Genomic DNA, 23,535 nt, shown 5'->3' on the forward strand with positions numbered 1-23,535 from the left:
GGTAAAATCATTTAAAGGAGGAGACCATTGGTGAAAGTAGCAGTAACAGGTGCAAACGGCAGAGTAGGCAAGAAAGTCGTACAGGAGTTGCTTGAGCATCAACATGAGGTGAGAGCAATAGATTTGCATTCGTGGGAAGGGGATGTCCTGATAGAGCATAGGATTGCAGATATTACGAATTTTAAACAAATTATGCAGGCAATTAACGGTTGTGATGCGGTTATTCATCTTGCTGCAATTCCTGGGCCCAGAGATGATCAGGATGGCGAGGTGTTTCAAAATAATGTAATGGGTGTCTATAACGTAGCCTTGGCCTGCGGTTTATCAGGCATTCATCGGCTGGCGATCGCTTCGAGTGATTGTGCATTGGGCTTTGCCATGGCTCACCAAAAGATTAACCCGGTTTATTTGCCTTTTGATGAGAATCACCCGGCAGCACCGGATGACGGATATGGTTTATCTAAACTGGTAGGAGAACAGGTAGCTAAGGGCATCGCTAAACGTTTTGGTATGTCGATCGCTTCCTTACGCATAAGTGCAGCTATAAAGCCCGAAGAGTATTTAAGTGATTCTTTTATTGAACATACGACCTCATTGAAACCAAGTGGTAATTTCTGGTCCTATACTGACATTCGAGATTGTGCGCGCGCATTCCGTCTTGCCATCGAAGCCGATTTACAGGGACATGAGGTATTCCATATCATGGCGAAATATAGTTCATCAGCGATCCCATCACAGCAGTTGATCGATCTGTATTATCCGAATATCCCGCTCAATAAGCAATATACCGCAAATGAGAGTTTTCATGATTGCTCCAAAGCGGAAAAAATCCTTGGATTTGTGCCAAAGTATCGTTGGGATGTAGATTAATAAAGTCTATTACAATATCTAAATGCCACGGAGAATTTTTTTTAAACACTATATTAATTCCTTTAATAAAGAAATTATTCGGAACATGAATACGGAAGTGATCTACAGAAGCGGGGCGCATTATCGGCAGGCTGATAAAGAGGGAGATTAATGAAAGGAGATGATCGGACTGAGGAAAATTCGGATAGGCGTAATAGGCGGGGGAGGATTCTCACGAGCCTCGCATATCGTCAACTATAAAAAACTTAACGACAAGGTTGAACTGGTTGCGCTCGCAGACGTAAACGAGCAAATTGTGAAACAAAATCTAGACGAATTCGGGTTTCAATACGGTTTCACTGATTATGCCGAAATGCTGGCCGATGTAGAACTGGATGCGGTTAGCGTATGCACACCGAACAAGTTTCATGCTCCGGCGACGATTGCTGCATTAAATGCCGGCTGCCATGTGCTTTGCGTCAAGCCGCCAGCAATGACCGGTGCAGAAGCGATTGCAATGAAAGAAGCGGCGGATAAGGCCGGAAAAATTTTAACTTATGGTTTTAATTTTAGACATACGAACGAGGCGCAAATTTTAAAGCGTTTTGTCGATGCCGGCGAACTGGGGCGCATTTACACCGGTCGCGTTTCCGCTCTTCGCAGAAGCGGGATTGCAAGCTGGGGTGCATTTACGAATAAAGAACTGCAAGGCGGAGGACCGCTCATCGATATCGGTGTGCATATGCTCGACCTCGCGCTGTATTTGATGGGCTACCCGAAACCGAAGACAATAATGGGCGTGACTTACCAAGAACTCGGCAATCGTCCGTTGACGCCGACTTGGGGAGGAAGATGGGACTATAAAAATATTTCCATCGAAGACATGGCGACGGCGATGATTATATTCGAGAATGGTGCGTCGCTTCAGCTGGAAACGAGTTTTATTGGACATATGAAAGAACTTGATGTCATGAACATAACATTGCACGGTACCGAAGGGGGCTGCAACTTCTCGCCGCTTTCCATCTTTCAGGACAAGCATGGAACTTTGATTGATATTACTCCAGCTTACATACCGGATTCAAATGCCGGCAAATCAGAAATCGAAACGTTTGTCAATGCCGTCTCCGGACAAGGTGAATTGATATGCACCGCTGATGAAGGCATTAAGGTGCAGCAAATTATCGAAGGCATATACCGCTCCGCCGAAACAGGAGAAACTGTGCATTTTCAATAATATCTCGACCACGGTATAACCCATACATCTTGGATTGCGGAAAAGCGAAAGGTCGATGCATCATTCGTTCTATTCATCTATACACAAACGAAACTAATTAATGATATCTAAAGTAATCATTTTGTATATACAAAAGAAATAATCATATGATGATCATCATATGATCATAATACGATCATATATAATCATAGAGTCAATCAGAAAAGTTTTATAACGTAGTTTGCTGTGAAAACGCTAACAAATAAAGAGGCAGCATTTAGACTTGGTGGAAGAAAAGGTGGTGTACCGTGGCCTTTCTCCTGATGACGCTCGTTCAAATGAATGAAAGCGATTGCAGTTAACTTTCTTAATGATTAAAAAAACACCTACATAGTGATAAAGAAAGGGGTATTTCAACTCATGAATGTCACCAAATTTTCAAAGCAGTATGTGCTGCACTTATTTTTAATACCTGCGTTGGTACTCACTCTGTTGTTCAATTATGCGCCGATGTTTGGCAATGTCGTAGCGTTTATGGATTACAGCATGTTCGACGGCTGGATGGGGCTGGGCAGCCCGTGGGTCGGATTAGACAATTTCAAAACTTTCTTGAGTGAACAGTGGTTCTACGACCTGGCGCTTCGCACGTTGACGTACAGCATCTCCATTCTAATCTTCAGCTTTCCCGCTTCGCTGATTCTGGCGCTGCTGCTTAATGAATTGAGAAATCAATTGTTCAAGAAGATCGCCCAAACCGTCTCCTATATTCCGCATTTTGTGTCCTGGGTCACGGTAGCAGCCATGCTTTATATGTTTCTCAGCGTCGATATGAACGGACTCGTGAATAATATCAAAGTTGCGCTGTTTGGCGGGGAACGGCTTATCTTTATGCAGGATACGAAATTGTTTTTACCGCTGCTCATTGTAACGCAAGTATGGAAAGAGATGGGTTGGGGGTCAATCCTCTATTTGGCGGCCATTTCCGTGATCGATCCTCATTTGTACGAAGCAGCCGCGATCGACGGTGCGGGACGCTGGCGGCAGATGATTCACGTCACTCTTCCGGGGCTTGTACCGACAACGGTTGTATTGATGATCTTTACTTTGGGCTCGTTGTTCGGCGGCAATTTCGATCAGATGTTCAATATGCAGAACATCGTTATTCAGGATCAAACGAATATCATCTCCACCTACATCTATTATCAAGGTGTAAAAGGGGCACAGTTTTCCATTTCGACTGCGGTCGGTCTGTTTGGCGGAGTAATCAGCTTTATCCTGCTAATGATAGGCAACTACGTAGGCAAAAAAATCAGCAATACGTCGATCGTATAAGTTAGGGGGAACAGATACAGATGGCGAATGCAAGTACGAATACAAGAACGAATGCAAGTGCGAATGCAAGTGCAGTAGATACAATGCCAGCCGTGCGGAAACGCCATAAAATCCGAGTTTCAACAGGTGAGCGAGTTTTCGATACGTTAAATATATTGTTCATGCTGGTGTTGATTGCTATAACCATATATCCATTCTGGTATATCATCGTCATGTCATTAAATGAGGGTAATGATGCGATGGCCGGACCGATCTGGTTCTGGCCTCGGAAATTCACATTGATAAATTATGAGTATGCGTTGAATAATCCCTACTTAATTCAATCTTTTTTAGTAACGGTTGCCCGTGCGGTGCTAGGAGCACTCCTCTCGATTTCCGTTCTGCTGCTTGCCGCTTATGCGTTATCAAAACGGTATCTGAAATTCCGCAAGACCTATATCTTTCTCTTCATGATTCCTTTATTCATCGGCGGCAATGTCGTTACCAATTATCTGGTCATTGCCAAATTCGGATTGTTGAATAACTTTCTCGTTTACATTTTACCGGGAGCGTTTAGTTTCTTCTTCATGATCATTATCCGCACCTTCATCGAACAACTGCCCGAAGGGATGGAAGAGTCGGCGATGATTGATGGAGCCGGGTACCTCAGGGTCTTTTACCACATTATTATTCCGCTGGCGAAGCCGATCCTGGCCGCTATGGCATTTTTCGTGATGGTGTCCGCCTGGCTGGATTTCTCGTCGAACCTGTTTTATATAACCAAGAAATCGTTGTATGTCATGCAGTACTGGCTATATCTTGTGACTCTCGGACAGAGCAACACCGATTTTATGGATGCAATGAAGGTAGGTGCGGCGATACAGAATGCAGCCCAAGGCGTTTCCGCCCAGCCGACGCCGCAAGTTCTGAAAATGTCTACGCTCGTTATTGTCACTTTGCCGCTCCTGTTCATATATCCGTTCTTCCAGAGATTTTTTATCAAAGGGATGCTCGTTGGTGCAATCAAGGCTTAAACGGTTGAACCTCCTTCGAGACACCGGTTCTTTGTGGTTTGCTCACAGTGGGGCAGTGCACGGCAACACTGTGTCAAATAAAAAAATTAAGGGGTGTACATTCAGGTATGAGTAAGAAACACAAGTGGTTATCTCTCTCTCTGTCGATTGTACTCATTCTCTCGCTTATTGCTGCGTGCAGCAATAACAACGCAACATCGAACAATACAAACGGGAATAAAAACGCAGCGACGAACGATTCAAACAACGACACAGCGACGAACACAAGCAGTTCGAATGACACAAGCACGAATACGGGCGATGCCGTCAGCTCCGATGATCCGCCCGAGCTGGCAAACTGGAAGGAATTGACTTTAACTGGGGTGTGCAACATGCAAACGACCAGTTACGTTCCGGGACAGGATGTTCTGACGCCGATCTGGCGTGCAAAGACGAAGGTTAAACTTGATTGCAGCGAACACAGTACTGCCGGTGGGCCGACGATACAGCAGAGGCTTGCGGCCGACAATCTGCCCGACTCGATTTTAACGAGCGGCGCCGGATTTGGTACGGATAACTACAAGCTGTTGAAGGGTGCAAATAAGCTTCACGTCATTACCAAGGAAGACATCGAGAAATGGATGCCTAGGTATGTGAAACGTCTGGAGAAATATGGCGTTACTCTCGATCAGGTGATGGAAGCCAACAAGGATCCCGAGGACGGAAAAATGTATGGTCTTCCAATGGGGGGGGCGATTGGGGCTTATCCGGGCTTGCAAGACACCCGTTTGATGGATTTGGGCTGGGTAAATCAGTACAATGCCTTTTTCCGCGACGATATTCTCAAGAAGATTTTTCCGAACGCCAGAACGGAAAAAGAGCTTAGACAATTGTATGTGGAAAAGAAAGGCCAGCTGACCTATGAGGATATGACCTCCGACATTCCGATCAACAGCATGGACGATATGCTCAACTATTTGCGTAAAGTGAAAGAGTTGAACATTAAAGAAGGCAACAAACCGGTATCGGCCGTTCTGCAGTCTACTACGACAAACATCAACTCCGTACTGTGGTCGATGTTTACGTTCCCGGGATGGTTCTGGTCGGAAACGGGTGAAAGAGTGCAGAAGGACGGCGTGCTGACCTACTCGCCGATGACACAGGAATACAAGGATTACTTCAAATTCTGGAACACGGCATACAATGAAGGTTTGGTCGATCCGGAGTCCTTCATTATGAAGGACGACCAGTTGAACGCGAAAATCATCAACGGCGAGCTAGCGGTCTTCAGCGGATGGGGACCTATCGCACAGGCTCGCGACGTGGTGAAGAAAGAAAATCGCCCTTATGGTTATAGAATGATTCCGTATTTTCCAAACTCCGAGTTGGTTACCAAATATCAGGATTTAAGGTATAGACCGGCAAGCCTTAACGCTGGTGTTGCCATGTATCTGATTACGACAAATATAAGCGATGAAGATTTGCCGCAAGTATTGAACTGGTTTGACTGGAATTCAAGTGAAGAAGCGGCAGATCTGCGCACTTGGGGTCTTCCTGAATTCAGCACCGGGACGGGCGCGGACAGAAGGTTCAAACCGGAATACAAGGCGCTTGAGGATTGGGCGGTTCGCGGGATCAAGAGCGATAAAGATGGATGGTATTACGGTCTGCGGGCGGCAATTGACGGAGACCCGAACAATGGCGTTCCGTATGTAAACCATGAAACGCAAATGGTAAGCATGCTTTATCCTTATGAGCTCGCGCCTGCGCTTGTATATCCTCCTGACTTGACTGAGGATTTTAACATGGAAGCTTTGCTCTCTGCTTTAGAACACAAACATTTCAGGGATATGGGCATGAAATACTATCCGCAACAGGGCTGGTCGTTTGCCGATCTTGACCCTAAGGGCGATTTTGACAAACAAGATGCCAACAAAGCTTATTACAGCCAAACCGGGAAAACTAAAATAGCTAAACTGATAACCGGAAAGCCGGGAGACTTTGAGGCGAACTATGCCGATTATATGAAAATGTACGATGACCCATTATGGAAAAAAGAATGGGCAGCTATGCAGGATCGTTATAAAAAGCTCTATGATGAACACATAAAACCGGCAATTGATAGCGTGCAATAGCAAGGCGTAAAAGAGGGAGAAATCGCATCAGTCGCTGCTGTTTCTCCCTTTTTTTCATTTTGATATGAACGTCGGGGAGTTGAAATAATTGATGGCGGAGTCAATAGATTTAACCAAACACGTGGCTGAATTTCAAGAAAACGGTTATACCGTCTTTCACGGGCTTTTTGACAAAGAGCAGGTTGCGAAGTGGAAGGATGCTTTCCATCAGCATCGGATCGAGCTGTTCGGCGACGTCGTTCATCCGCACAATATTAATATTCCGGACATGGTGGAACGATCTCCGGATCTCATGTTATCTATGTCGGCGAACGGTATCCTTTTGGATTTTCTCGAATCGATCATGGGACCCTTCATCCAAATCGGCAGTCATGGGTTCAACGGACTCGCTCCCCAGCCCGAAGAGGCAGTCAAGAGTGCAGTGGTCGGCTGGCATCGGGACCAGTTTAATTTTATGCCCAGAGGTACCGATTATCAAATTCCGCGTCAAGTTCTGGCTCTTACCTATTTGGAAGATATGACTGCGGAAAACGGCCCTTTGCGCGTGATTCCCGGTTCCCATCGGAAGACGATCGAAATACAGCCTCATGAACGTTATTTGCCGCATCCAGATGAAGTGGTTCTTTCGCTTAAAGCTGGCGACGTGATCGTTTTCTCTGGTGTACTGCACTCCGCCGGTTACAATACTTCGGATAAGTATCGAATCTGGTTGGGAGGGATGTATGGTTTCAGCTGGTACAAACATCCAAATAGCAATTTTGACGGGCCTAATGTACGGCGTTTGATTCAACAGGCTGCTGAAAGAGACGACCGCCGCATGCTTCGGTTGCTTGGCGTTTTTGGGTTGATGGATCAGGGCAGAATCAACTACGGTTGCCTCGATCCGGATGAGGTGAAATGGAAAAAATGGATAGAAGAGGATAAAGCCGCATTTAAAGGTCCTGCCGACTGGTGGAAAACCCCTTTGGGCGTATAGTAATGGCGAGCGGAGAATACCCCGCCCGTTTTATTTGTCATTTGCCTAAATCCGAGCGGCATACCGTTAAACCACAATCACTTCAACCCCGGCCTGATCCAATTTAGTAACGATATCGTCGGAGATCCCGTCGTCTGTTATGAATTTGTCCACTTTTGAAAAATCGGATACGAAGCTGAAAGAAACTTTATTGATTTTGCTGCTGTCCATAACCACTATAATTTCTTTTCCGCATTCCATCATGATCCGCTTGCACTCGGCTTCGCCGGCATTTACGGTAAATAAACCTTCTTCCGGCATCATCGACGACATTCCGATAATTACCCTGTCGGCGCGAAATAGACGAAGCGTCCGTTCGGTGATCGAGCCAATCATCATTCCCGTGCTGCGCCGCAGCTCACCACCGCATACGATAACATTGCACTCATTAAAATTCATAAACTCATCGGCCAGGCTCATGGAGTTCGTGACGATCGTCAAATCCTTTTTCATTCTCAGATGCTTGGCTATCTGTAATGTGGTACTCCCGCCATCGATCATAATCGACTCGCCATTGCGAATGAGTTGTGCGACGAACTGGGCAATCCGCTCCTTCTGGCTGCGATTACGCATCTCCCTCTCTTTGAGAGGAGGTTCATCAAGGCCGTTATCTATTGGAATTGCACCGCCATGCGTTCTGCGAATGAGACCGCGTTCTTCCAGTTCGCTCAAATCTCTGCGAATGGTAATTTCGCCAAGATTGAATTCTTTGGAAAGTTCCGCTACACTAACCCGATTTTTCTTTTGGATAATCTCAAGGATTCTATTTCTTCTTTCTTCGACATATATTTTCTCTTCAAAAGTCAAAGGCCGCCCCTCCCGAAACATTCTGAAAACGCTTTATATACTATAATATAGCACTAGAATTTAACTTCTTCCACATAAAGGGTTTTCGCTTCATTTACCTGTAGAAAGTAGGGTGAGACAGGATGAACAGGAATGTCACGGCTAAAGTAAAACGTGAACAATTGATCAGAGACGGTTATTGCGTAATCGAGAATGTGCTAGACGATGAGCTGCTGCAAGGATTAAGGGATGCTACGGAAAAGTTGATCAAGAAACAGACTGAGGAAGAGATCAAGGCGCATCGGTCTATGGGAAGTGATATTCACATTTTCAAGGATCCATTCTTTGTCAAGCTGATTCTTTGTCCGAAAGCTTTAGAAGCGCTTGCATCATTGGGATTCCCGAATCCGAAATTTACCAGCGGCCATATTATAAGCAAACCGCCGCATAGCCCCAGGCTGTTCTGGCATTTTGATTATGCCGGTTGGGACGATCCGGGTTGCTTCGGTGAAACGCCGCAGCAGTTGTTTCTAATGTATTATCTGGTGGATACGACCCCCTATAACGGTTGTCTTCGTGTCTTGCCCGGATCGCACCGGCACGACAACCCGTTTCACGAGGAATTGGGCGAAGCGCACACCTTGGAACTAAGGGCGGGGAAAAATATGGATTCTTCGGCATTTTCATCGCGTCCCGATGAAATCGACGTTCCGGTGAAAGCGGGGGATTTGTTGATAGGGGATGCCCGGCTGATTCATGCCGCCCATGCCAATCAATCGCCAGAACGCAGGACAGTGATCACCATGTGGTATTTTCCCGACTTGGAGGCTTTATCGGAACGCGAACAAGCTTTTTATGCAGGGTGGGGTAAAACAGCCCGAATGTCGGAGGATTTGAACGAATGGCCTGAGCATGTGAGGCAGTTGTTGGAGCCGATGTGGCCGCGTTATGAAGGAAATGCGCAGCCATTTGCCTTTAATCGGATACGTCCAATGCGTGGAGAGTAAATGAATGTAAACGGAGGGGAAAGGGAGGCTCTTTATGTCTCACGATGAAAACCATGATTTAACGGATATCCAGATCGAGCACTACAAACAGAATGGATATTTACTCATCGAGCAACTTCTGTCATCTGAAGAATGCGATGAACTTAACCGAACCGCAGCGGATATCGTAATGGGCAAAATTCCGCTCGAGGAAGGCAACGGGTTTGAGATGGAGCCGGCGGCCGTATCGTTGGGACTTGCTTCGCAGACGAATCCGGATCCGGCATATCTGTTCAAAATCGGCCATCGCATTCATGTCAGCAATCCTGTATTTCGGCACTATGCCATGTGCAAGAAGATTACCGACGCCATTGCTTCGTTGATCGGGCCCGATCTATTGTGCGTTCAAAGCATGTACATCGATAAGCCCAGAAAGATAGGGATCGGCCAACCTTACCATCAGGATTCGCATTATATCCGGATGGAACCGGATACACTGATCGGTGTCTGGATTGCTTTGGACGATGTCGACGAGCAGAACGGCTGTCTTCATGTGATTCCCGGAAGCCAGCGGGAAGAGGTTCATCCTCATGAGACGGCGATTGATGTTCGGCAAAAGCAGTTGTATCTGGAGGTACACTCGGCTAGAAAACGACCTGAAATAGCCTGTCCACTGCCGAAGGGAGGAGTCGTTTTCTTTCCTGGAACGATGCTTCATCGCTCGGGAAATAACATAACGGCGGATCGTCAGAGAAGAGCGTATGTACTGCATTATTGCAATGCTCGTTCCATTTTGAAACATAAACCCGAATACGAGCAATATTTGCTGGTTAGAGGAAATCATTACTGCGGTTCATGATCGTTATCCGGGTTGAAATAATCCAATTAGAAATGAGTGTTGGGAAAATGAAAATCGGTTTTCGGTCATTCATTACCAAGCGGGATATGGAAATAGCCATGCGACTCGGCATAGAAGTGATTGAAGTGAATTGGGAGATTGTGACGAAGTCGCGGGCGGATGAGGTAAAAGGCTTATTGCGAGAATACGGGCTGAAACCTTCGGCAATGACCGTTAGTTCTACCAGTACGCCTACGGATTTAGAAGGGTTCAGAAAAGACTTCGAATTCGCTGAATCTATTGGCTGCGCTGTTTACGTCGCGCATTTGGGACCGCTTACATATAAGGATCGTGATGCTATCGCGGCATTTAAGACATTTTGGACACCGATCTGTAAAGTTGCCAAGGATAAAGGTGTTAAGATAGCGGTGCAAAGCTGCGGATTGGACCCGGAATCATGGGACGTTATGCTGGAGGCGGTTCCGGAATTCGGATTGAAATACGACCCCTCGTTCTCGGCCCAAGCGGGCAGGAATTATCGGATGGAAGTCATCAAATACGGCAGTTTCATTACCCACATTCACTCAAAAGATGAAATTGCCCTCAACCGTACATCCAATTATGAAAGTGGAATTACCCACTTCCGTTATGTCCCTTCGGGAATGGGAGATATTCATTGGGCCAGCATCATTGCCCTGTTATACGAGGCCGGGTACAAGGGTGACATTGCGATTGAACCTCATTCAGGCTATTGGATGGAAAATCTTGAACAATGTCTAAGTCTCTCCAAGCGGCACTTGGAACAGTTCATTGTTTAACGGCGAGGGAACAAATTTTTAGACGATGATCCAGATTGTTTAATGATATTGAACCCTACTAGAATCATAAGGGGCTACATAGGATGGATGATTCAATAAAATTCACAGGACTTCCCAATCCCTGCGGGGTCGGAGAATACGGTGTTAAGGAAAACGCGAAGAAGCTGCTGCGTTTCTTATATTTTCATCAACAGCTTATGCTTATCGGCTGCGGGCAGCTCCCGGCGCGCGCCGATTGGGAGCTGAAGCAAGGAATCGGGCGCCATGCCTATGAGGATGGCATGGCAGCCTCGGCACTAAGGATAAGAATAACCGAACTTAGGACACCGGCCCATTCGCTCGGCAAGCTCTCGGATCCACTAATGGAGCTGTTTTTCGATGAGCTGATCCATGTCCGAAGCGATCTGGAATTTTCAGTGCTGATCTATGGATTTGTGAAACCAGAGCTGCTGCGAATCTACCGCGATTACATCCGGAAGACACAACAAATTGTAGATCATCCTACAGTTCGAATGCTTCGGCCGATCATTTGGGATTTGGAGGAGCAAACGGCCTGGGGGGAGAGAATGATAGCGCACCTAAAGGCAAAGGAATCGCTGGATCCGGACCAAGAGCAATATATCGACTACCTGAAAGATATCGTGCAAACGGCGGGCGGTTTCGACGCGAACGGCGATAAATCATTTGTTTTTCCGGACCGGCGCCGCTCACATACGCCCTATGTTCTGCCTGCAAAGTCAATCCGCGACTCTTCCATGGGTCCGTCTGTCAGCTATCGAACCGGAATGGGGATCCCATTTGATAACCCTGATCAAGAAGCTCTGGCAGACATGATGCGAATAAGGCAGGAAGAAATGGGCGCTGCGGAGACGATCGCCGGCGTTATTTATTCCCAGAAGGGAATGGATTGGGAATTTTATACGGATTTGGCTAGGCATTTGTGGGATGAAATCAGACATACCATGCTTGGTCAAGCGGCGCTGGAAGCGGAAGGATACAACTGGCGAAGCCGCCCCCAATTCGTGTCGGACTATAACTTCGTATTCCCCAAAGTCCCGGCGGTACGGTATGCGTGGCTATCTCTCGGAGTAGAAGAAAAGGCGATGAAAAGGCCGGGAAAGGTCGGGGAATACGAGTTTTGCCGGGATGTCGTCAAGCATCCATTAATGACGCTATTCCAAGATTATGATTGGGCGGATGAAGTGGTCCATGCGCAGCTTGGGAGGAAATGGACACCCGCCATGTTCGATGAGAATTTGGAAACGATCAGGGGAATTGCGCTTCCGCTCGCTGCCGAAAAACTCGATTATCAACAACAGCTTAAAAATTCGCGGGATACGAATCCAAAATAGGAGTGATCTATTCATGGGACTTAAAATCGGCGTCGTCGGAAGCACAGGCTTCGCAAGCGCTTTTATCCCTCTGTATCAAGCGCACCCCCTTGTGGAGGAGGTGGCCGTAGCAGAATTGATTCCGGAACGGCGTCAAGAAATCGCGGAGAGATATAACATCCGCAGGACCTTCTCTTCCCTCGATGAATTATGCAAAAGCGACGTTGATGCCATCGCTATCTATACGAACCGTCATCTGCACGGTCCGCATGCGATACAAGCCTTGCGTGCCGGAAAGCATGTATATTGCGCCGTCCCGATGGCTTCCAGCCTGGAGGATATTCAAACCATCCTGGAGGAAGTGGAACAGCGGGATTTAATCTATATGACCGGCGAAACCAGCTATTATTACCCGTCGGCCATTTATTGCCGCAATCGCTTCAAAAAGGGAGATTTCGGCAAAATCGTGCATGCGGAAGCCGCTTATCTTCATGATATGACTCACGGCTTCTATGACGCTTATCAACATTCTGACGGGGTTAATTGGAAAAAGGCAGCCGGTCTTCCCCCGATGTATTATCCCACTCATTCCGTCAGCATGGCCATATCGGTGACCGGGACCTACGCCACTCATGTTGCTTGTTTGGGATATGTCGATCAGCACGATGACGGAGTATTTAAGGCGGGAGCAAATTATTGGGACAATCCTTTCAGCAATCAGACCGCATTGATGCGAATGGCCGACGGCAGCACCATGCGGATCAATGAATTCCGGCGCGTAGGCTGGATTGGCGTAGGGGAACGGAGTGTCCACATGAGCCTCTACGGCACGCTCGGCAGCTATGAAGAACAAGCGAATGCCCAAGGCTGGACATCGCTGAACAGCGAGGATATCACGGATTTAACCGAGCTTCTCGCCTGCAGTGAAGCGCCTATCGGCGATGAGCACGATTATTTGCATCAATATACGAGACGGGACTATTACTCCTGTGTTTCTAAGGTTCACCCGGTCCATCGACTTCCGGATGAATTCAAAGGACTTCGGAACGGCCACGCCGGATCGCATCAATTTTTGGTGGATGATTTCGTGAAATCGGTGTCCGCGCATAAGCTGCCTCCGAATCATGCCTGGAATGCGGCCAAATATTGCGCTCCCGGATTGGTAGCCCATCAATCGTGCTTGCGCGGCGGCGAAATGCTGAGCATTCCCGATTTCGGCTCGCCTTCGGCGAAATGGGAGTATCTCAATCCCGATGGAGAGTACTCATTTTGATAATTAGGACAAAGCGAGATTTGAAAGAATGGAGTGGTTTTGCATGTTGATGAGGCCGCTTACAGACGAACAAATCAATCAGTACGAGAAAGACGGTTACGTTATTATCCGAAATGGGTGCAGTGAAGATTTAATTGATGCCTTTAATGCGCACATTTATACCATTCGCTCGGCAAAAGAAATTGCGGATTGGGCGGTACCGGGCAAAACCTGGACGGATAAGGACCGATTTTCCACCCGTTTATTCAATCCGCATAAGCAAGACGGATTTTCTTTGCAAATGATTAAGCTGCCCATTATCAGGGGGGCGCTTTGCCAGCTGATGGGGGACGAGGCGGTTGGCATTCAAAGCATGTATTTCTTCAAAGAGCCGGGGGCAAAAGGCCAGGCCGCCCATCAGGACTACTATTATATTAAAACGGAGCCGAATACGATGATTGCCGCCTCCATAGCCATGGATAAAACGGATGAAGAAAACGGATGTCTCTGGGTGATCCCGGGAAGCCATAAGCTTGGGCTGTTAACCCATGGCGAAGTGAAGGATTTAGTCGAACATGAACATTGGACCCACGAGACCGAAGGCATCGATCTGGGAAAACAGATTCCGGTGATTATGGAAAAGGGTGATCTATTAATCTTTCATAATCTGCTGATCCACTCTTCCACTCTCAACAGGTCAACCAACCGTTGGCGCAGGTCCTATGTATGCCACTATGTTCATCATGCATCATTTGTCGGGCCGGAGCATCTGAGGTTTAAGACGCCTCTTATTCGCGAAAATATGCGATTTTGAGGGGAACACGCCTACACATTCTGACGGAATTTTGGAATTCAATAACGGCTTTTTAAGAAGGGGGAGCTAATGTGTCTGAAGTCATCCATAAAAGAGATTATAGTCTCCTAGGAACAGAAGGCAAATTGGCGGAGGAAAAAGGACTGGTATCGGCTGATTGGTATACTTGCCCGGTACCCAGTAAACGGCTTAAGGAGTTAATGAAACGAAAGGACGGTCCCGCTTTACTTCACACGTTCATTTGGTTCGTTCTCCTTGCCGGCTCAGGGATCGTCGCATATTATGCTTGGGGCACTTGGTGGGCGATCCCCGCCTTCTTTCTGTACGGCATTCTATACGTCACGCCTTCTGATTCCGGTTGGCATGAGTCCGGCCACGGCACCTTGTTCAAAACTTCATGGCTCAATACGGTTATGTTTCGGCTGCTTAGCTTCATGACCTTCAAAAATGCAACGGTGGGGCGCTGGAGCCATGTCCGGCACCATTCCGATACCATTGTTGTAGGACGTGATCCGGAGACTCCTGTAAGGCCGCCTGTTTACTATGTTTTACTCATGGAATTCCTAAGATTGAACGGCGCTCCGAAAGAAATGATGAAGATCTTTCTGCACTGTTTCGGTAGACTGGATAAGCAAGAACGGGAATTCGTCCCTGTTTCTCAATACCGCAAGGTCATTTGGGAAGCGAGAATAACCATGACACTTCTATTGGGCGTAATCGTTTGGTCCATCCTCATAAAAAGCATGCTGCCTGTCATGTTCATTGTATTGCCGATGTTCTACGGAACCGCTCTTTCCTATTTGATCACCATGGCACAGCATTTAGGATTAAGCGAAGATGTATTGGATCACCGTTTAAACACGCGGACGTACTATATGAATCCAATTTTTCGGTTCCTCTATTGGAACATGAACTATCATATCGAGCATCATATGTTTCCTTTGGTTCCTTTTCACGCGCTTCCGGCTTTGCATAAAGAGATGAAAGACGATTGCCCGGCGCCATACCCCAGCCTCTGGGCTGCGCTTAGGGAGATTTATTCCTTACTTGCCATCCTGAGAAAAACTCCGTCCTATTGTATCGTCCGCCCTCTTTCTGACAAGGCACGCCCTTACAGATTCGGACCTCAGGATAATCAAGAGCAGCAAAAGTATGGCTGAAAAATATGGCGTTAGCATTTATATTCATTCACGAAATCCGTCTTCTTGTGTTAACATGAGGTTAGAAATTCTATTGGTAAGGGGTGGAACATATGGGATTACATATGAATGATGGAAGTAAAAAGCCGCCTCGGATCGAAATTCACCAAGCCATGTGGGGGATGGTCGGGCTTGGGGAGAACGGTCGTGAATGGACGATCGAGGAGAAACTGGACAAAATCGCTGAGGCGGGCTTCACGGGAATAGCCGGGGTTCCTGATTCGGAATCGTTTAAGAAGAGGGTAGAACGTTATGGATTGAAATATGGCAGCGGGGGATTTCCATGGACCGCAGACGATCTGGAACCCATGCTGATAAGAGCTAAAGAGCAAGGAGCCATGTATTTCAATTCTCAAGTTCTTGATAATTTCGTCATTGACGAAGAGGCGATTCGCAGGCTGGATCAGATGACGGAAACTGCGCTGCGGGTCGGTCTTCCGCATTTCGTAGAGACGCACCGGGGCCGAATCACGCAGGATTTGATCCGTACTGCGGCCTATGTTAAGGCGATCCCCGATTTGAGGCTCACGATTGATTTCTCGCATTATGTTGTGAACGGGGAATTGGACGGTTTTGTGCCGGAAACAGCAGCGACGGCGGAATCTTACTTTCAGCTTTTGTTACAAAGAGCTTCTAGCATTCATGCGCGGATTTCCAATGGCCATCAGGTACAGGCCGATATTGGGGCAGATGGTAACGAGACGCAAGCCGAGAGATTCTACAAGTGGTGGGAAACGGGGATGCGCCATTGGCTCAAACTAGCCGGTCCCGGCGACATTTTCCCGTTTATCGTTGAACTAGGGCCACCGCCGTATGCACTTGCAAGAACGGTGCGCAGCTACGCGGATACTGAAATAACTGACCGCTGGCAGCAATGTTTGGCTATTAAGAAGCGGATGGAAAGCATCATAGCGAGCTTGGCGGCGGAAACATAGGGTGCCCGATCAGACTCCGGTTCTGTAAGAGTTAGAAAGAGTCGTGTCTAGGGACACAAGTCTTCCTACATAAATGATTGAGTGAAAGCTTGAGAAATCAAGCTTTTTTCTTTTTTTATGTTGGTGTAAGAGGGCAAGAACATATATCTATTTGAACCCGCATTTGAGGTATCGACTGGCAACTCCCTCATTATGTTCTTTCAATGGTTCGGCTTACGAACGGTCTGGTTTATAAGAGGAAGCCTTTTTATGGCTATTAAGTTAACATAAATATTATTATGTATCATACATTTCATTCCGTCCCGATCGCTTTAGGCCAGCTTCTTCAAAATACGGGTCTTTACAATATACTTGTTTGCACCCATGTGTATACCTGGCACCAGGCTTTCTCCGCATATCGCGCATCCTGCTGCCGTGAATCACTTACTCATCTATCTTTCGCTCGGCCGTCTGATCTCCTTTAGCTACTCCGGGGGACGTTCTGCCACGTATCTTTTCATATTTCATTCGTGCATCGGGGGATCTTTTGCCACCGTCGACCGATTCTTACTGCTTGTCTGCCATTTTTTTATTGGTTTTCCCGTTTCTACCCGGTTTTCGCGCTTTGCGCGGCGTCCGCCCCGACGGTCGGATTTAGTAACTTGATCCGGATAAAGAAGTAGGGAGGGGGACTTCAACTAGGTACGTACTTAGCCAAAAGATAAACACGAATATAGTTGAAAAGTTGCAGATCTGCGACTGGATATGAGTCTAGGTACAGACAACAGAGGAAGATCAGGTATAAAGGGGCAAGATAAGAAGATTGAAGTGAGGTGGCGAGTTCATAGTAAGGGTGGAAACAAGTATAGTGATGGCACCCATATTGTGGTATAATGTGGTTTAGGAGGATTATTATGTAAGGTATTCTTTTTCTGGAGGAATGGGGCGCGGAAAGCGAGAATTACATAAGAGGTGGTGAAGATGATGAATCAAACGATGATATTAGCGGCAAAGCTCTATGAACACAATGCCGAAAATCGTATGGCATTTTATTGCCTCATCCCTGGTGTAAAAGAAGGCTGCATGGCACTCAACATGGGGTACGGCAGAGCTGATCGTGCTTTTTGGTCTGGACTTCACAGAGTCGTTTCTATTCTTCATCGCTCCTACCGCAGTTTCAGTATTGAACTGGCCGTATCTCCTGCACTGTTTTCTTTAGTCGGAAATGCAAGACCAAACGTTCTTGCGATGTTAGAGGAATTTGCTTCGTTTCGGCACATTCTTTGCGATCCTTATCATGAGCGCCTGGATACAGTCCATAAACTTAGCATTGTAGATCCCATAAAACAGGGTGAATTAAAAGGATACAAACTCAAAGAAGTGGACGCAGCCGAGCAAAGCTCTCCTAACATTGAAAGAGAGAATCGGAGGAAGTTTGACTATTATAGCGACTTGACCATGCCAAGTGAAGGCGTTGTGCTTGATTTTGAGACAACTTCTCCTATTGTAGAGTATGCCAAGATCATTGAGATTAGCGCTATAAAATTCAAAGACGGCCAAGTTATCGATTCCTTCCATACCCTAGTCAATCCGAAATCGAAAATCCCGAAGCAGGTTAGAGAGCTAACCGGTATCACCGATCAAGATGTTTCTGAAATGCCGACATCCTTCCAAGCTATCAAGCAGCTCAATAAATTCCTCGGTGGGGTGCCAGTGCTCGTTGGCCACAATATTCAATACGATTATCGCGTCTTAAAGGCGATGTCCCTCAAAGCAAAAACGCGTTTGTGGAATGGCAAGCTGCTTTGTACGATGAAGCAAAGCCGGCAGTTGCAGCTGCCGATCTCTAACTATGACCTAGCCACACTTTGCGAAGTATTTGAAATTGTGAATGAGCAGCCGCATCGTGCCTGGTCGGATACAAAAGCTACATTTGAATTAATGAAGTGTATCTATCATTCGCAAATCGTTTAACTTTTCTCTATTAGATAGGAGGACAAGTTATGCCACGCAATGAAAATCCGATTGAAAAAACAGAGTCGTTTGGGCATGTCGTTAAAGTACAGCAGGTCATTGATTTTATGGTTCTTTCCGACCTAATGGGAGGGCAGAGGTATCATAGTGAAATGGAACAATTCATTACCCAAACGTTTAATGGTGTCGGCGTCAATGACGCGTATTTCAGCAACCGTTTAAAGGCACTTTTCGAAGCTGGACACGTCACGCGGCACTGGGACGGCGATAACCGGTACAATCGATTCTACCGAATTACGGATTCGGGCATGGAATACTTTAAGCTTATGCTCCGTGAGATGCCGGAACGGGTGAAACGTGCAAAGCGTGTTTACGATAGCTTTGACTCGTACATCGAGAAGTTCGGGAAAATGAATTTGAAATAGGGTGGGGGGATCTCCATGAATGAGTTCAACTACCAGGAAGTGATTGCGCGGATCAAAGAGCGTTTTCCTGCAGGCACGGTAAAACAGCGGGAAGATATCGGCCGCGCCTACATTCCCAACCAAGTTTATAATGACCGAGTGGAAGTAGCTACGCAGAGCCAATGGAACCAAGAATTTCGGGAGGTCGAGATCAATGTCCCGCATCGATACGTGAAGGTCGTTGCCCGAATCACGATTGGCCCCCACTTCCGTGACGGCATCGGCTTTTGCGAAATAAACATAGATGAGAGCGGTAAAGCTAAGAGGCTGGCAACAGCGGTTGACCAAGCAAAGGCTGAGGCTGTTCGTGAGGCACTTGATACATGGGAAATCGGCTGGCAGGACCTTGCACCGTACTATCAGGACGCGAAGGATTGGGGGAGCAACCCTGCGCTGCGGCATCTGCTCAAGACAGCCCCGCCTGCATTGCACGACACGAACACGCAGTCGGCATCGATGGTGGATCGCAAGTGTATCTTCTCGAACTGCGGCGTCAAGCTGTCTCGAGATGAATGGGAACTGCTCGGATATATACCGAACCTTGATCGTACTAGAATGACTTATTGTTATTCTCATATTCCCAAACACATCAAGAAGAAGATCCCTGCGGAGAAGATCGAGGCTTTTGATCGTAAAGCAGGCGATCGGTAACGATAATTGAGTAAAAGAAGGGCCTTCGAACGGATAGTTCGCAATACTCGTGTACCATTCGCCAACGAATTTGTAGTATTCCTCGGGCGTCATAGGAGGGATGCTCCGGTTCGTCGGCACATAGCGCACTGTGCGCGCAAAGCCGCAAAACCGCGTCCTCTCCAATGGGCGAATCTCCGGCCCGACGCTACCAATATGATGAAGCATTAACCAATCCATTCCGTCTCGCACATCTGCAACTCGAAGCTTTGAATAAATCGCCATAATTTCCGCTTTGTTCGCTGGCAATACGTTCACACTCCCCGAATAGTTGTTCGTGAGAAAAAATTGGATAAAAAAGGCCTCAGCACGTAGTATAGGACAAATCTGGAAATTGTCAATCAGTTGCCATGAAGTCAACGTTCATTACCAAAAGGAACAGCTTCGAGTGTAGGTGTGTTGTTATCAACAAAGTTAACTCGTGCGTTTAAACGAGATAATCTCGGCCGTAGTAACAAGAAAAAGAAGGACGGCTAGCCGGGTAAACTGCTTATGCAAATTTCTCTTTTTTTTACTCAAACTGTAATCAAATATGATACAGTTAGGTTATCCATATTAATGACAGGTGGTGCACGATGAGCTTTGCGATCAGTGATTGGGTACAAGGCAAAACGCAACGATCCTAGACTTTATCGAGCTGGGCGCTGTCCACGCGTGACGAAGAATGGTTCGCGGAGCTGACGGAGCGGCTGCACGAGGTCGTGCAAAAGCAAGTGAGCGGCAGCAACAACGCTCCGATTCTGTATAAACGAGATAATCTCGGCCGTATCATCAGATGAGGCTAACGGCTTGTCATCCGATGTCGTGGTGCACAATGAGCTTTGCGATCAGTCAGTTGTAAGAGGACATAATTCAGTATTCTTTATATGTTTATAATGGAGCGGATAACGATGCAAAATCCGGCTTCACCCCAATTGTTGAATACCTGAATCACAGGTTATAAGCTTTACCACAAGCAAACTGCTGCATGAGCTCATTCTTGTATGAATTAGATGATGATGTTGTTTAGAGGCAGGATAACGTGGTGCTACCTTGAGGCTAATGAGGAAAAATAGACGATTGATCGAGATTATATGGATTGTATGATGGCGACAGGAGTACATACCGTAACAAGAACACCACATAAGATAATATCGAGTTTTCTTTTTTCAAAAGAGTAATGTATCTGTAAAAGTGGAGGTTATCAACATGAATGTTTGGAAGTCCATCCCAATACTTCGGTCTAGGAATCGTTTAAGAAATGTGTATATGGTTTTAAGCCAAAATAGCGATCACGAGAAGAAGAGTTTCCAAAAAAATATAACACCTGTGAAACAAAATAGAATGAAAGACGCACCTCTAAAATCAAAATCTAAAAATAATAATTCAATTCGAGAGAAACGCATACAACAAGGCATGAGAATGAACAGTTCCTTTAATGAATTGGATATCTTAGATTAGCGATTCAACTCGTTGACCTAATAATGATAAGACCATGAGTGCGTTCGTCCGGCGAGTACATTGGACTCCGCGGTTATGCGTGGACTTTGGGTAATTGGGAACGTTCCGCAAACGAGTATCAGAACACTTGAACTCCCTCGGTACGTCCTTGACATTTTGAACTGTAACTCATATAATTACAGTAACGAGAAAAAAGAAGGACGGCTAGCCGGGCAAACTGCTTATGCAACGTCCTCTTTTTTTACCCGAACTGTAATCAAGTAAGTTACAGTTTGGTTATCCATTCTAATGACAGGTGGTGCTGACGATGAGCTTTGCGATCAGTGATTGGGTACAAGGCAGAACGAAGGACGGGGAACTTATTCAAGGATTTATTACGTCGATGAACGAAGAACAAAACATTGCAAGTGTTTATGTCGTTCAATCCGATCACGATACGGCGGTCGGCACTACGGTCGCCGTGTTGAGCAGCTGGATCAAGGAGCAGCCTGCGGTGCAGATGCTGGACTACGAGGAGCCGATCCTAGATTTTATCGAGCTGGCGCTGGCCACGCGTGACGAAGAATGGTTCGCGGAGCTGACAGAGCGGCTGCACGAGGTCGTGCAAAAGCAAGCGAGCGGCAGCAACAACGCACCGATTCTGTATAACCGAAATAGTCTCGGCCGCATCATCAGATGAGGCTAATGGAATATCAGGCTTGTCATCCAATGATCATATTGCGTATCTTACAAATAGGTTATATTAAGAGAGCCTTGCCAAGCCTGGTATTGGGCTACGTGCCTTAGAAGAGAACAAGAAACCCGCTCCTTTTTGGAAGCGGGTTTCTTGTTCCTGCTTGCGTGACAGTCCGCTTTAAGAAAAGAAACTGCTCATTAACTGTCGGACAACAAGAATTTTGCATGGGAATGTAGCCATATCAGAACTCTCGGTGAAGTTTGGTAAGTATATAAATCAATTTGGTGCAGTCTAAGGAGATTGCTTTTGATCTGTTCAGCTCCCTAGAAATGATTCAGTTTCCTTACTCAGGCTTATGAATTAGCAGGATCCTTTTCTTCGTCGCGATCTCATGGTTTTTCTGTCCTTATGTAATATTGTTTCATATTTTATATATATGATATATTCTGCTTGAACGTGACGCGTTGGGGGTGATCCTGCTGCAAAAAGAGAGGTGTTGCATTTCAAGTCCGCGCTGACTCAATTGATTCCGAGACCCGACCTGGGCTCCGTTTTTCTCTTCCACAACGCCGTCTGGCACCGCACCTACACGTATGATGACGATTACGACCGCTATACCATGCACATTAGCTGCCCCTGCCGCTGATTGACGGCTCAAACTGTCTGATTGCCCTCACTGAACTGACTGCTCTCATTAATTGACCACTTCCACTGTATGACTGCTCGCACTGACTAACCTTTGCAAGACGAATGCACCCAAAGTCGAATAAGCAGCGAGCCGCCGTTTATAACATGGACTTGGAGGGATTCTCGAATGCTAAATGTCGCCATGCTCAGCAAGTGGCATGTTCATGCCGACGGGTACGCCAAACACCTGCAATCGCTTGGAAACGCTAACATTACGGCCGTATGGGATGAAAACAAGGAACGGGGTAGCGCTTGGGCGGAAGAGCTCGGAGCCGGGTTCGAATCCGACCTTAATGCGCTGCTCCGCAGGGAAGATGTGGACGCCGTTGTCGTCGACGCTCCGACGAGCATGCACGCCGAAGTGATGATCGCCGCCGCGAACGCGGGCAAGCATATTTTCACCGAGAAAGCGATGGCGCTTACCGTCGCGGAATGCGACCTTATCTCGGCGGCTGTCCGGCAGGCAGGCGTCAAGTTCTGCATTTCGTTCCCCGCCCGGACAAGACCGCATCATCTGTTCGCCAAGCAACTGCTGGACGAGGGCCAACTCGGCGCGATCACGCTAATGCGCATTCGGAACGGCCATGACGGCGCGCTCCGTAATTGGCTGCCCGACTACTGGTACGACGAGAAACTAGCTGGCGGAGGTGCCATGATGGATCTCGGCTGCCACCCGATGTACCTGGCCAGCTGGCTGCTCGGCCAGCCGAAGCGCATCACGTCGATGTTCAACCATTTCACGGGCCGAGCAGTCGAAGACAACGCGCAATGCTCGATCGAGTTCGCGAACAATGCGGTCGCGCTGCTGGAAACCAGTCTGGTCACTTACCGGACGCCGCCGGCTTTCGAGCTGTACGGAACGGAAGGAACGCTCATCGTCTCCGGGGACAGCGTGCAAGTCGCATCCAAGAATGCCGATTCTCCGCTGCAGGGCTGGATTGCGCCCTACCGGCTGCCCGAAGCGCAGCCGCTGCCGTTGACTCAATGGGTGAACGGCGTCCTGAACGACGGGCCGATGCCCTTCGGACTGGAGGATGGCACGAAGCTGACGGAGCTGCTAGAAACGGCCTATATTGCGCATCGCGAGCGAAGAACGGTCGAGTTCAAGCAGCCGGGAGGGATGTAAG

21 protein-coding genes are annotated in these 23,535 nt (G+C 47.2%); 20 read left to right on the forward strand and 1 reads right to left on the reverse strand.

The window, feature by feature from the left end; translation table 11 throughout:
• Positions 1 to 30 precede the first annotated feature (30 nt).
• The 6 genes from DL346_RS08390 to DL346_RS08415 all read left to right on the forward strand — a co-directional run bounded on the left by DL346_RS08390 (position 31) and on the right by DL346_RS08415 (position 7,500).
• Positions 31 to 870, forward strand: coding sequence for an NAD-dependent epimerase/dehydratase family protein (locus tag DL346_RS08390; protein ID WP_165822415.1), 840 nt, complete (start codon positions 31 to 33; stop codon positions 868 to 870).
• A 160-nt stretch (positions 871 to 1,030) separates the two neighbouring features.
• Entirely contained in the window at positions 1,031 to 2,086 is a 1,056-nt protein-coding gene (locus tag DL346_RS08395) for a Gfo/Idh/MocA family protein (RefSeq protein ID WP_112881552.1), read from the forward strand.
• Between the two features lie 399 nt (positions 2,087 to 2,485).
• Complete coding sequence (locus DL346_RS08400) at positions 2,486 to 3,397, forward strand: ABC transporter permease (protein WP_112881553.1); 912 nt, start codon at positions 2,486 to 2,488, stop codon at positions 3,395 to 3,397.
• Between the two features lie 20 nt (positions 3,398 to 3,417).
• A complete protein-coding gene (locus DL346_RS08405) occupies positions 3,418 to 4,410 on the forward strand; it encodes a carbohydrate ABC transporter permease (RefSeq protein WP_112881554.1) in 993 nt (330 codons plus the stop codon).
• A gap of 47 nt (positions 4,411 to 4,457) precedes the next feature.
• Positions 4,458 to 6,524: a type 2 periplasmic-binding domain-containing protein gene (locus DL346_RS08410; RefSeq protein WP_133257496.1), complete on the forward strand. Its 2,067-nt coding sequence runs from the start codon at positions 4,458 to 4,460 to the stop codon at positions 6,522 to 6,524.
• 91 nt (positions 6,525 to 6,615) lie between these two features.
• Positions 6,616 to 7,500, forward strand: coding sequence for a phytanoyl-CoA dioxygenase family protein (locus DL346_RS08415; RefSeq protein WP_112881556.1), 885 nt, complete (start codon positions 6,616 to 6,618; stop codon positions 7,498 to 7,500).
• 66 nt (positions 7,501 to 7,566) lie between these two features.
• Here the strand turns inward: DL346_RS08415 and DL346_RS08420 are convergent, their stop codons facing one another.
• Positions 7,567 to 8,346, reverse strand: a complete 780-nt coding sequence (locus tag DL346_RS08420) for a DeoR/GlpR family DNA-binding transcription regulator (protein WP_165822416.1) — start codon at positions 8,344 to 8,346, stop codon at positions 7,567 to 7,569.
• A gap of 122 nt (positions 8,347 to 8,468) precedes the next feature.
• Between DL346_RS08420 and DL346_RS08425 the strand changes: the two genes are divergently transcribed.
• From DL346_RS08425 to DL346_RS08490, 14 genes are all read left to right on the forward strand, one after another.
• Positions 8,469 to 9,332, forward strand: coding sequence for a phytanoyl-CoA dioxygenase family protein (locus DL346_RS08425; protein WP_112881558.1), 864 nt, complete (start codon positions 8,469 to 8,471; stop codon positions 9,330 to 9,332).
• Positions 9,333 to 9,366: 34 nt separating this feature from the next.
• Positions 9,367 to 10,170 carry a phytanoyl-CoA dioxygenase family protein gene (locus DL346_RS08430; RefSeq protein WP_112881559.1) on the forward strand — a complete coding sequence of 268 codons (804 nt, stop codon included), beginning with the start codon at positions 9,367 to 9,369 and terminating at the stop codon, positions 10,168 to 10,170.
• A gap of 47 nt (positions 10,171 to 10,217) precedes the next feature.
• Positions 10,218 to 10,967, forward strand: a complete 750-nt coding sequence (locus DL346_RS08435; protein ID WP_165822417.1) for a sugar phosphate isomerase/epimerase family protein — start codon at positions 10,218 to 10,220, stop codon at positions 10,965 to 10,967.
• Between the two features lie 83 nt (positions 10,968 to 11,050).
• Entirely contained in the window at positions 11,051 to 12,319 is a 1,269-nt protein-coding gene (locus DL346_RS28985) for a hypothetical protein (RefSeq protein WP_165822418.1), read from the forward strand.
• 13 nt (positions 12,320 to 12,332) lie between these two features.
• Positions 12,333 to 13,571 (forward strand): Gfo/Idh/MocA family protein, encoded by a 1,239-nt coding sequence (locus tag DL346_RS08440; protein WP_165822419.1) that lies wholly within the window; start codon positions 12,333 to 12,335, stop codon positions 13,569 to 13,571.
• Positions 13,572 to 13,614: 43 nt separating this feature from the next.
• The gene (locus DL346_RS08445; protein WP_240633065.1) at positions 13,615 to 14,364 is read left to right on the forward strand and encodes a phytanoyl-CoA dioxygenase family protein; all 750 of its coding nucleotides are present in this window, start codon (positions 13,615 to 13,617) and stop codon (positions 14,362 to 14,364) included.
• Positions 14,365 to 14,435: 71 nt separating this feature from the next.
• Positions 14,436 to 15,524 (forward strand): fatty acid desaturase family protein, encoded by a 1,089-nt coding sequence (locus tag DL346_RS08450; protein WP_112881563.1) that lies wholly within the window; start codon positions 14,436 to 14,438, stop codon positions 15,522 to 15,524.
• A gap of 92 nt (positions 15,525 to 15,616) precedes the next feature.
• Positions 15,617 to 16,498 (forward strand): sugar phosphate isomerase/epimerase family protein, encoded by an 882-nt coding sequence (locus DL346_RS08455; protein WP_112881564.1) that lies wholly within the window; start codon positions 15,617 to 15,619, stop codon positions 16,496 to 16,498.
• Positions 16,499 to 17,458: 960 nt separating this feature from the next.
• Entirely contained in the window at positions 17,459 to 18,451 is a 993-nt protein-coding gene (locus DL346_RS08460; protein WP_112881565.1) for a 3'-5' exonuclease, read from the forward strand.
• Between the two features lie 29 nt (positions 18,452 to 18,480).
• Positions 18,481 to 18,876 (forward strand): helix-turn-helix domain-containing protein, encoded by a 396-nt coding sequence (locus DL346_RS08465; RefSeq protein WP_112881566.1) that lies wholly within the window; start codon positions 18,481 to 18,483, stop codon positions 18,874 to 18,876.
• A gap of 15 nt (positions 18,877 to 18,891) precedes the next feature.
• Complete coding sequence (locus DL346_RS08470) at positions 18,892 to 19,566, forward strand: hypothetical protein (RefSeq protein WP_112881567.1); 675 nt, start codon at positions 18,892 to 18,894, stop codon at positions 19,564 to 19,566.
• Positions 19,567 to 20,793: 1,227 nt separating this feature from the next.
• Positions 20,794 to 21,045, forward strand: a complete 252-nt coding sequence (locus tag DL346_RS08475) for a hypothetical protein (protein ID WP_112881568.1) — start codon at positions 20,794 to 20,796, stop codon at positions 21,043 to 21,045.
• 307 nt (positions 21,046 to 21,352) lie between these two features.
• Positions 21,353 to 21,724: a hypothetical protein gene (locus tag DL346_RS08480; protein WP_112881569.1), complete on the forward strand. Its 372-nt coding sequence runs from the start codon at positions 21,353 to 21,355 to the stop codon at positions 21,722 to 21,724.
• 811 nt (positions 21,725 to 22,535) lie between these two features.
• Positions 22,536 to 23,534 (forward strand): Gfo/Idh/MocA family protein, encoded by a 999-nt coding sequence (locus DL346_RS08490; protein WP_112881570.1) that lies wholly within the window; start codon positions 22,536 to 22,538, stop codon positions 23,532 to 23,534.
• Position 23,535: the final 1 nt, after the last annotated feature.

Origin of the sequence: Paenibacillus montanisoli (genome assembly GCF_003268025.1) — a bacterium.
GTDB lineage: Bacteria > Bacillota > Bacilli > Paenibacillales > Paenibacillaceae > Paenibacillus_Z > Paenibacillus_Z montanisoli.

Bases quoted from the DNA above. Each gene is read 5' to 3' on its own strand.
- DL346_RS08440 (WP_165822419.1), top strand. From the start codon at position 12,333: ATGGGACTTAAAATCGGCGTCGTCGGAAGCACAGGCTTCGCAAGCGCT.
- DL346_RS08395 (WP_112881552.1), top strand. From the start codon at position 1,031: ATGATCGGACTGAGGAAAATTCGGATAGGCGTAATAGGCGGGGGAGGA.
- DL346_RS08425 (WP_112881558.1), top strand. From the start codon at position 8,469: ATGAACAGGAATGTCACGGCTAAAGTAAAACGTGAACAATTGATCAGA.
- DL346_RS08490 (WP_112881570.1), top strand. From the start codon at position 22,536: ATGCTAAATGTCGCCATGCTCAGCAAGTGGCATGTTCATGCCGACGGG.
- DL346_RS08445 (WP_240633065.1), top strand. From the start codon at position 13,615: ATGTTGATGAGGCCGCTTACAGACGAACAAATCAATCAGTACGAGAAA.
- DL346_RS08465 (WP_112881566.1), top strand. From the start codon at position 18,481: ATGCCACGCAATGAAAATCCGATTGAAAAAACAGAGTCGTTTGGGCAT.
- DL346_RS08430 (WP_112881559.1), top strand. From the start codon at position 9,367: ATGTCTCACGATGAAAACCATGATTTAACGGATATCCAGATCGAGCAC.
- DL346_RS08470 (WP_112881567.1), top strand. From the start codon at position 18,892: ATGAATGAGTTCAACTACCAGGAAGTGATTGCGCGGATCAAAGAGCGT.
- DL346_RS08460 (WP_112881565.1), top strand. From the start codon at position 17,459: ATGATGAATCAAACGATGATATTAGCGGCAAAGCTCTATGAACACAAT.
- DL346_RS08455 (WP_112881564.1), top strand. From the start codon at position 15,617: ATGGGATTACATATGAATGATGGAAGTAAAAAGCCGCCTCGGATCGAA.
- DL346_RS08480 (WP_112881569.1), top strand. From the start codon at position 21,353: ATGAGCTTTGCGATCAGTGATTGGGTACAAGGCAGAACGAAGGACGGG.
- DL346_RS08435 (WP_165822417.1), top strand. From the start codon at position 10,218: ATGAAAATCGGTTTTCGGTCATTCATTACCAAGCGGGATATGGAAATA.
- DL346_RS08405 (WP_112881554.1), top strand. From the start codon at position 3,418: ATGGCGAATGCAAGTACGAATACAAGAACGAATGCAAGTGCGAATGCA.
- DL346_RS08400 (WP_112881553.1), top strand. From the start codon at position 2,486: ATGAATGTCACCAAATTTTCAAAGCAGTATGTGCTGCACTTATTTTTA.
- DL346_RS08475 (WP_112881568.1), top strand. From the start codon at position 20,794: ATGAATGTTTGGAAGTCCATCCCAATACTTCGGTCTAGGAATCGTTTA.
- DL346_RS08415 (WP_112881556.1), top strand. From the start codon at position 6,616: ATGGCGGAGTCAATAGATTTAACCAAACACGTGGCTGAATTTCAAGAA.
- DL346_RS28985 (WP_165822418.1), top strand. From the start codon at position 11,051: ATGGATGATTCAATAAAATTCACAGGACTTCCCAATCCCTGCGGGGTC.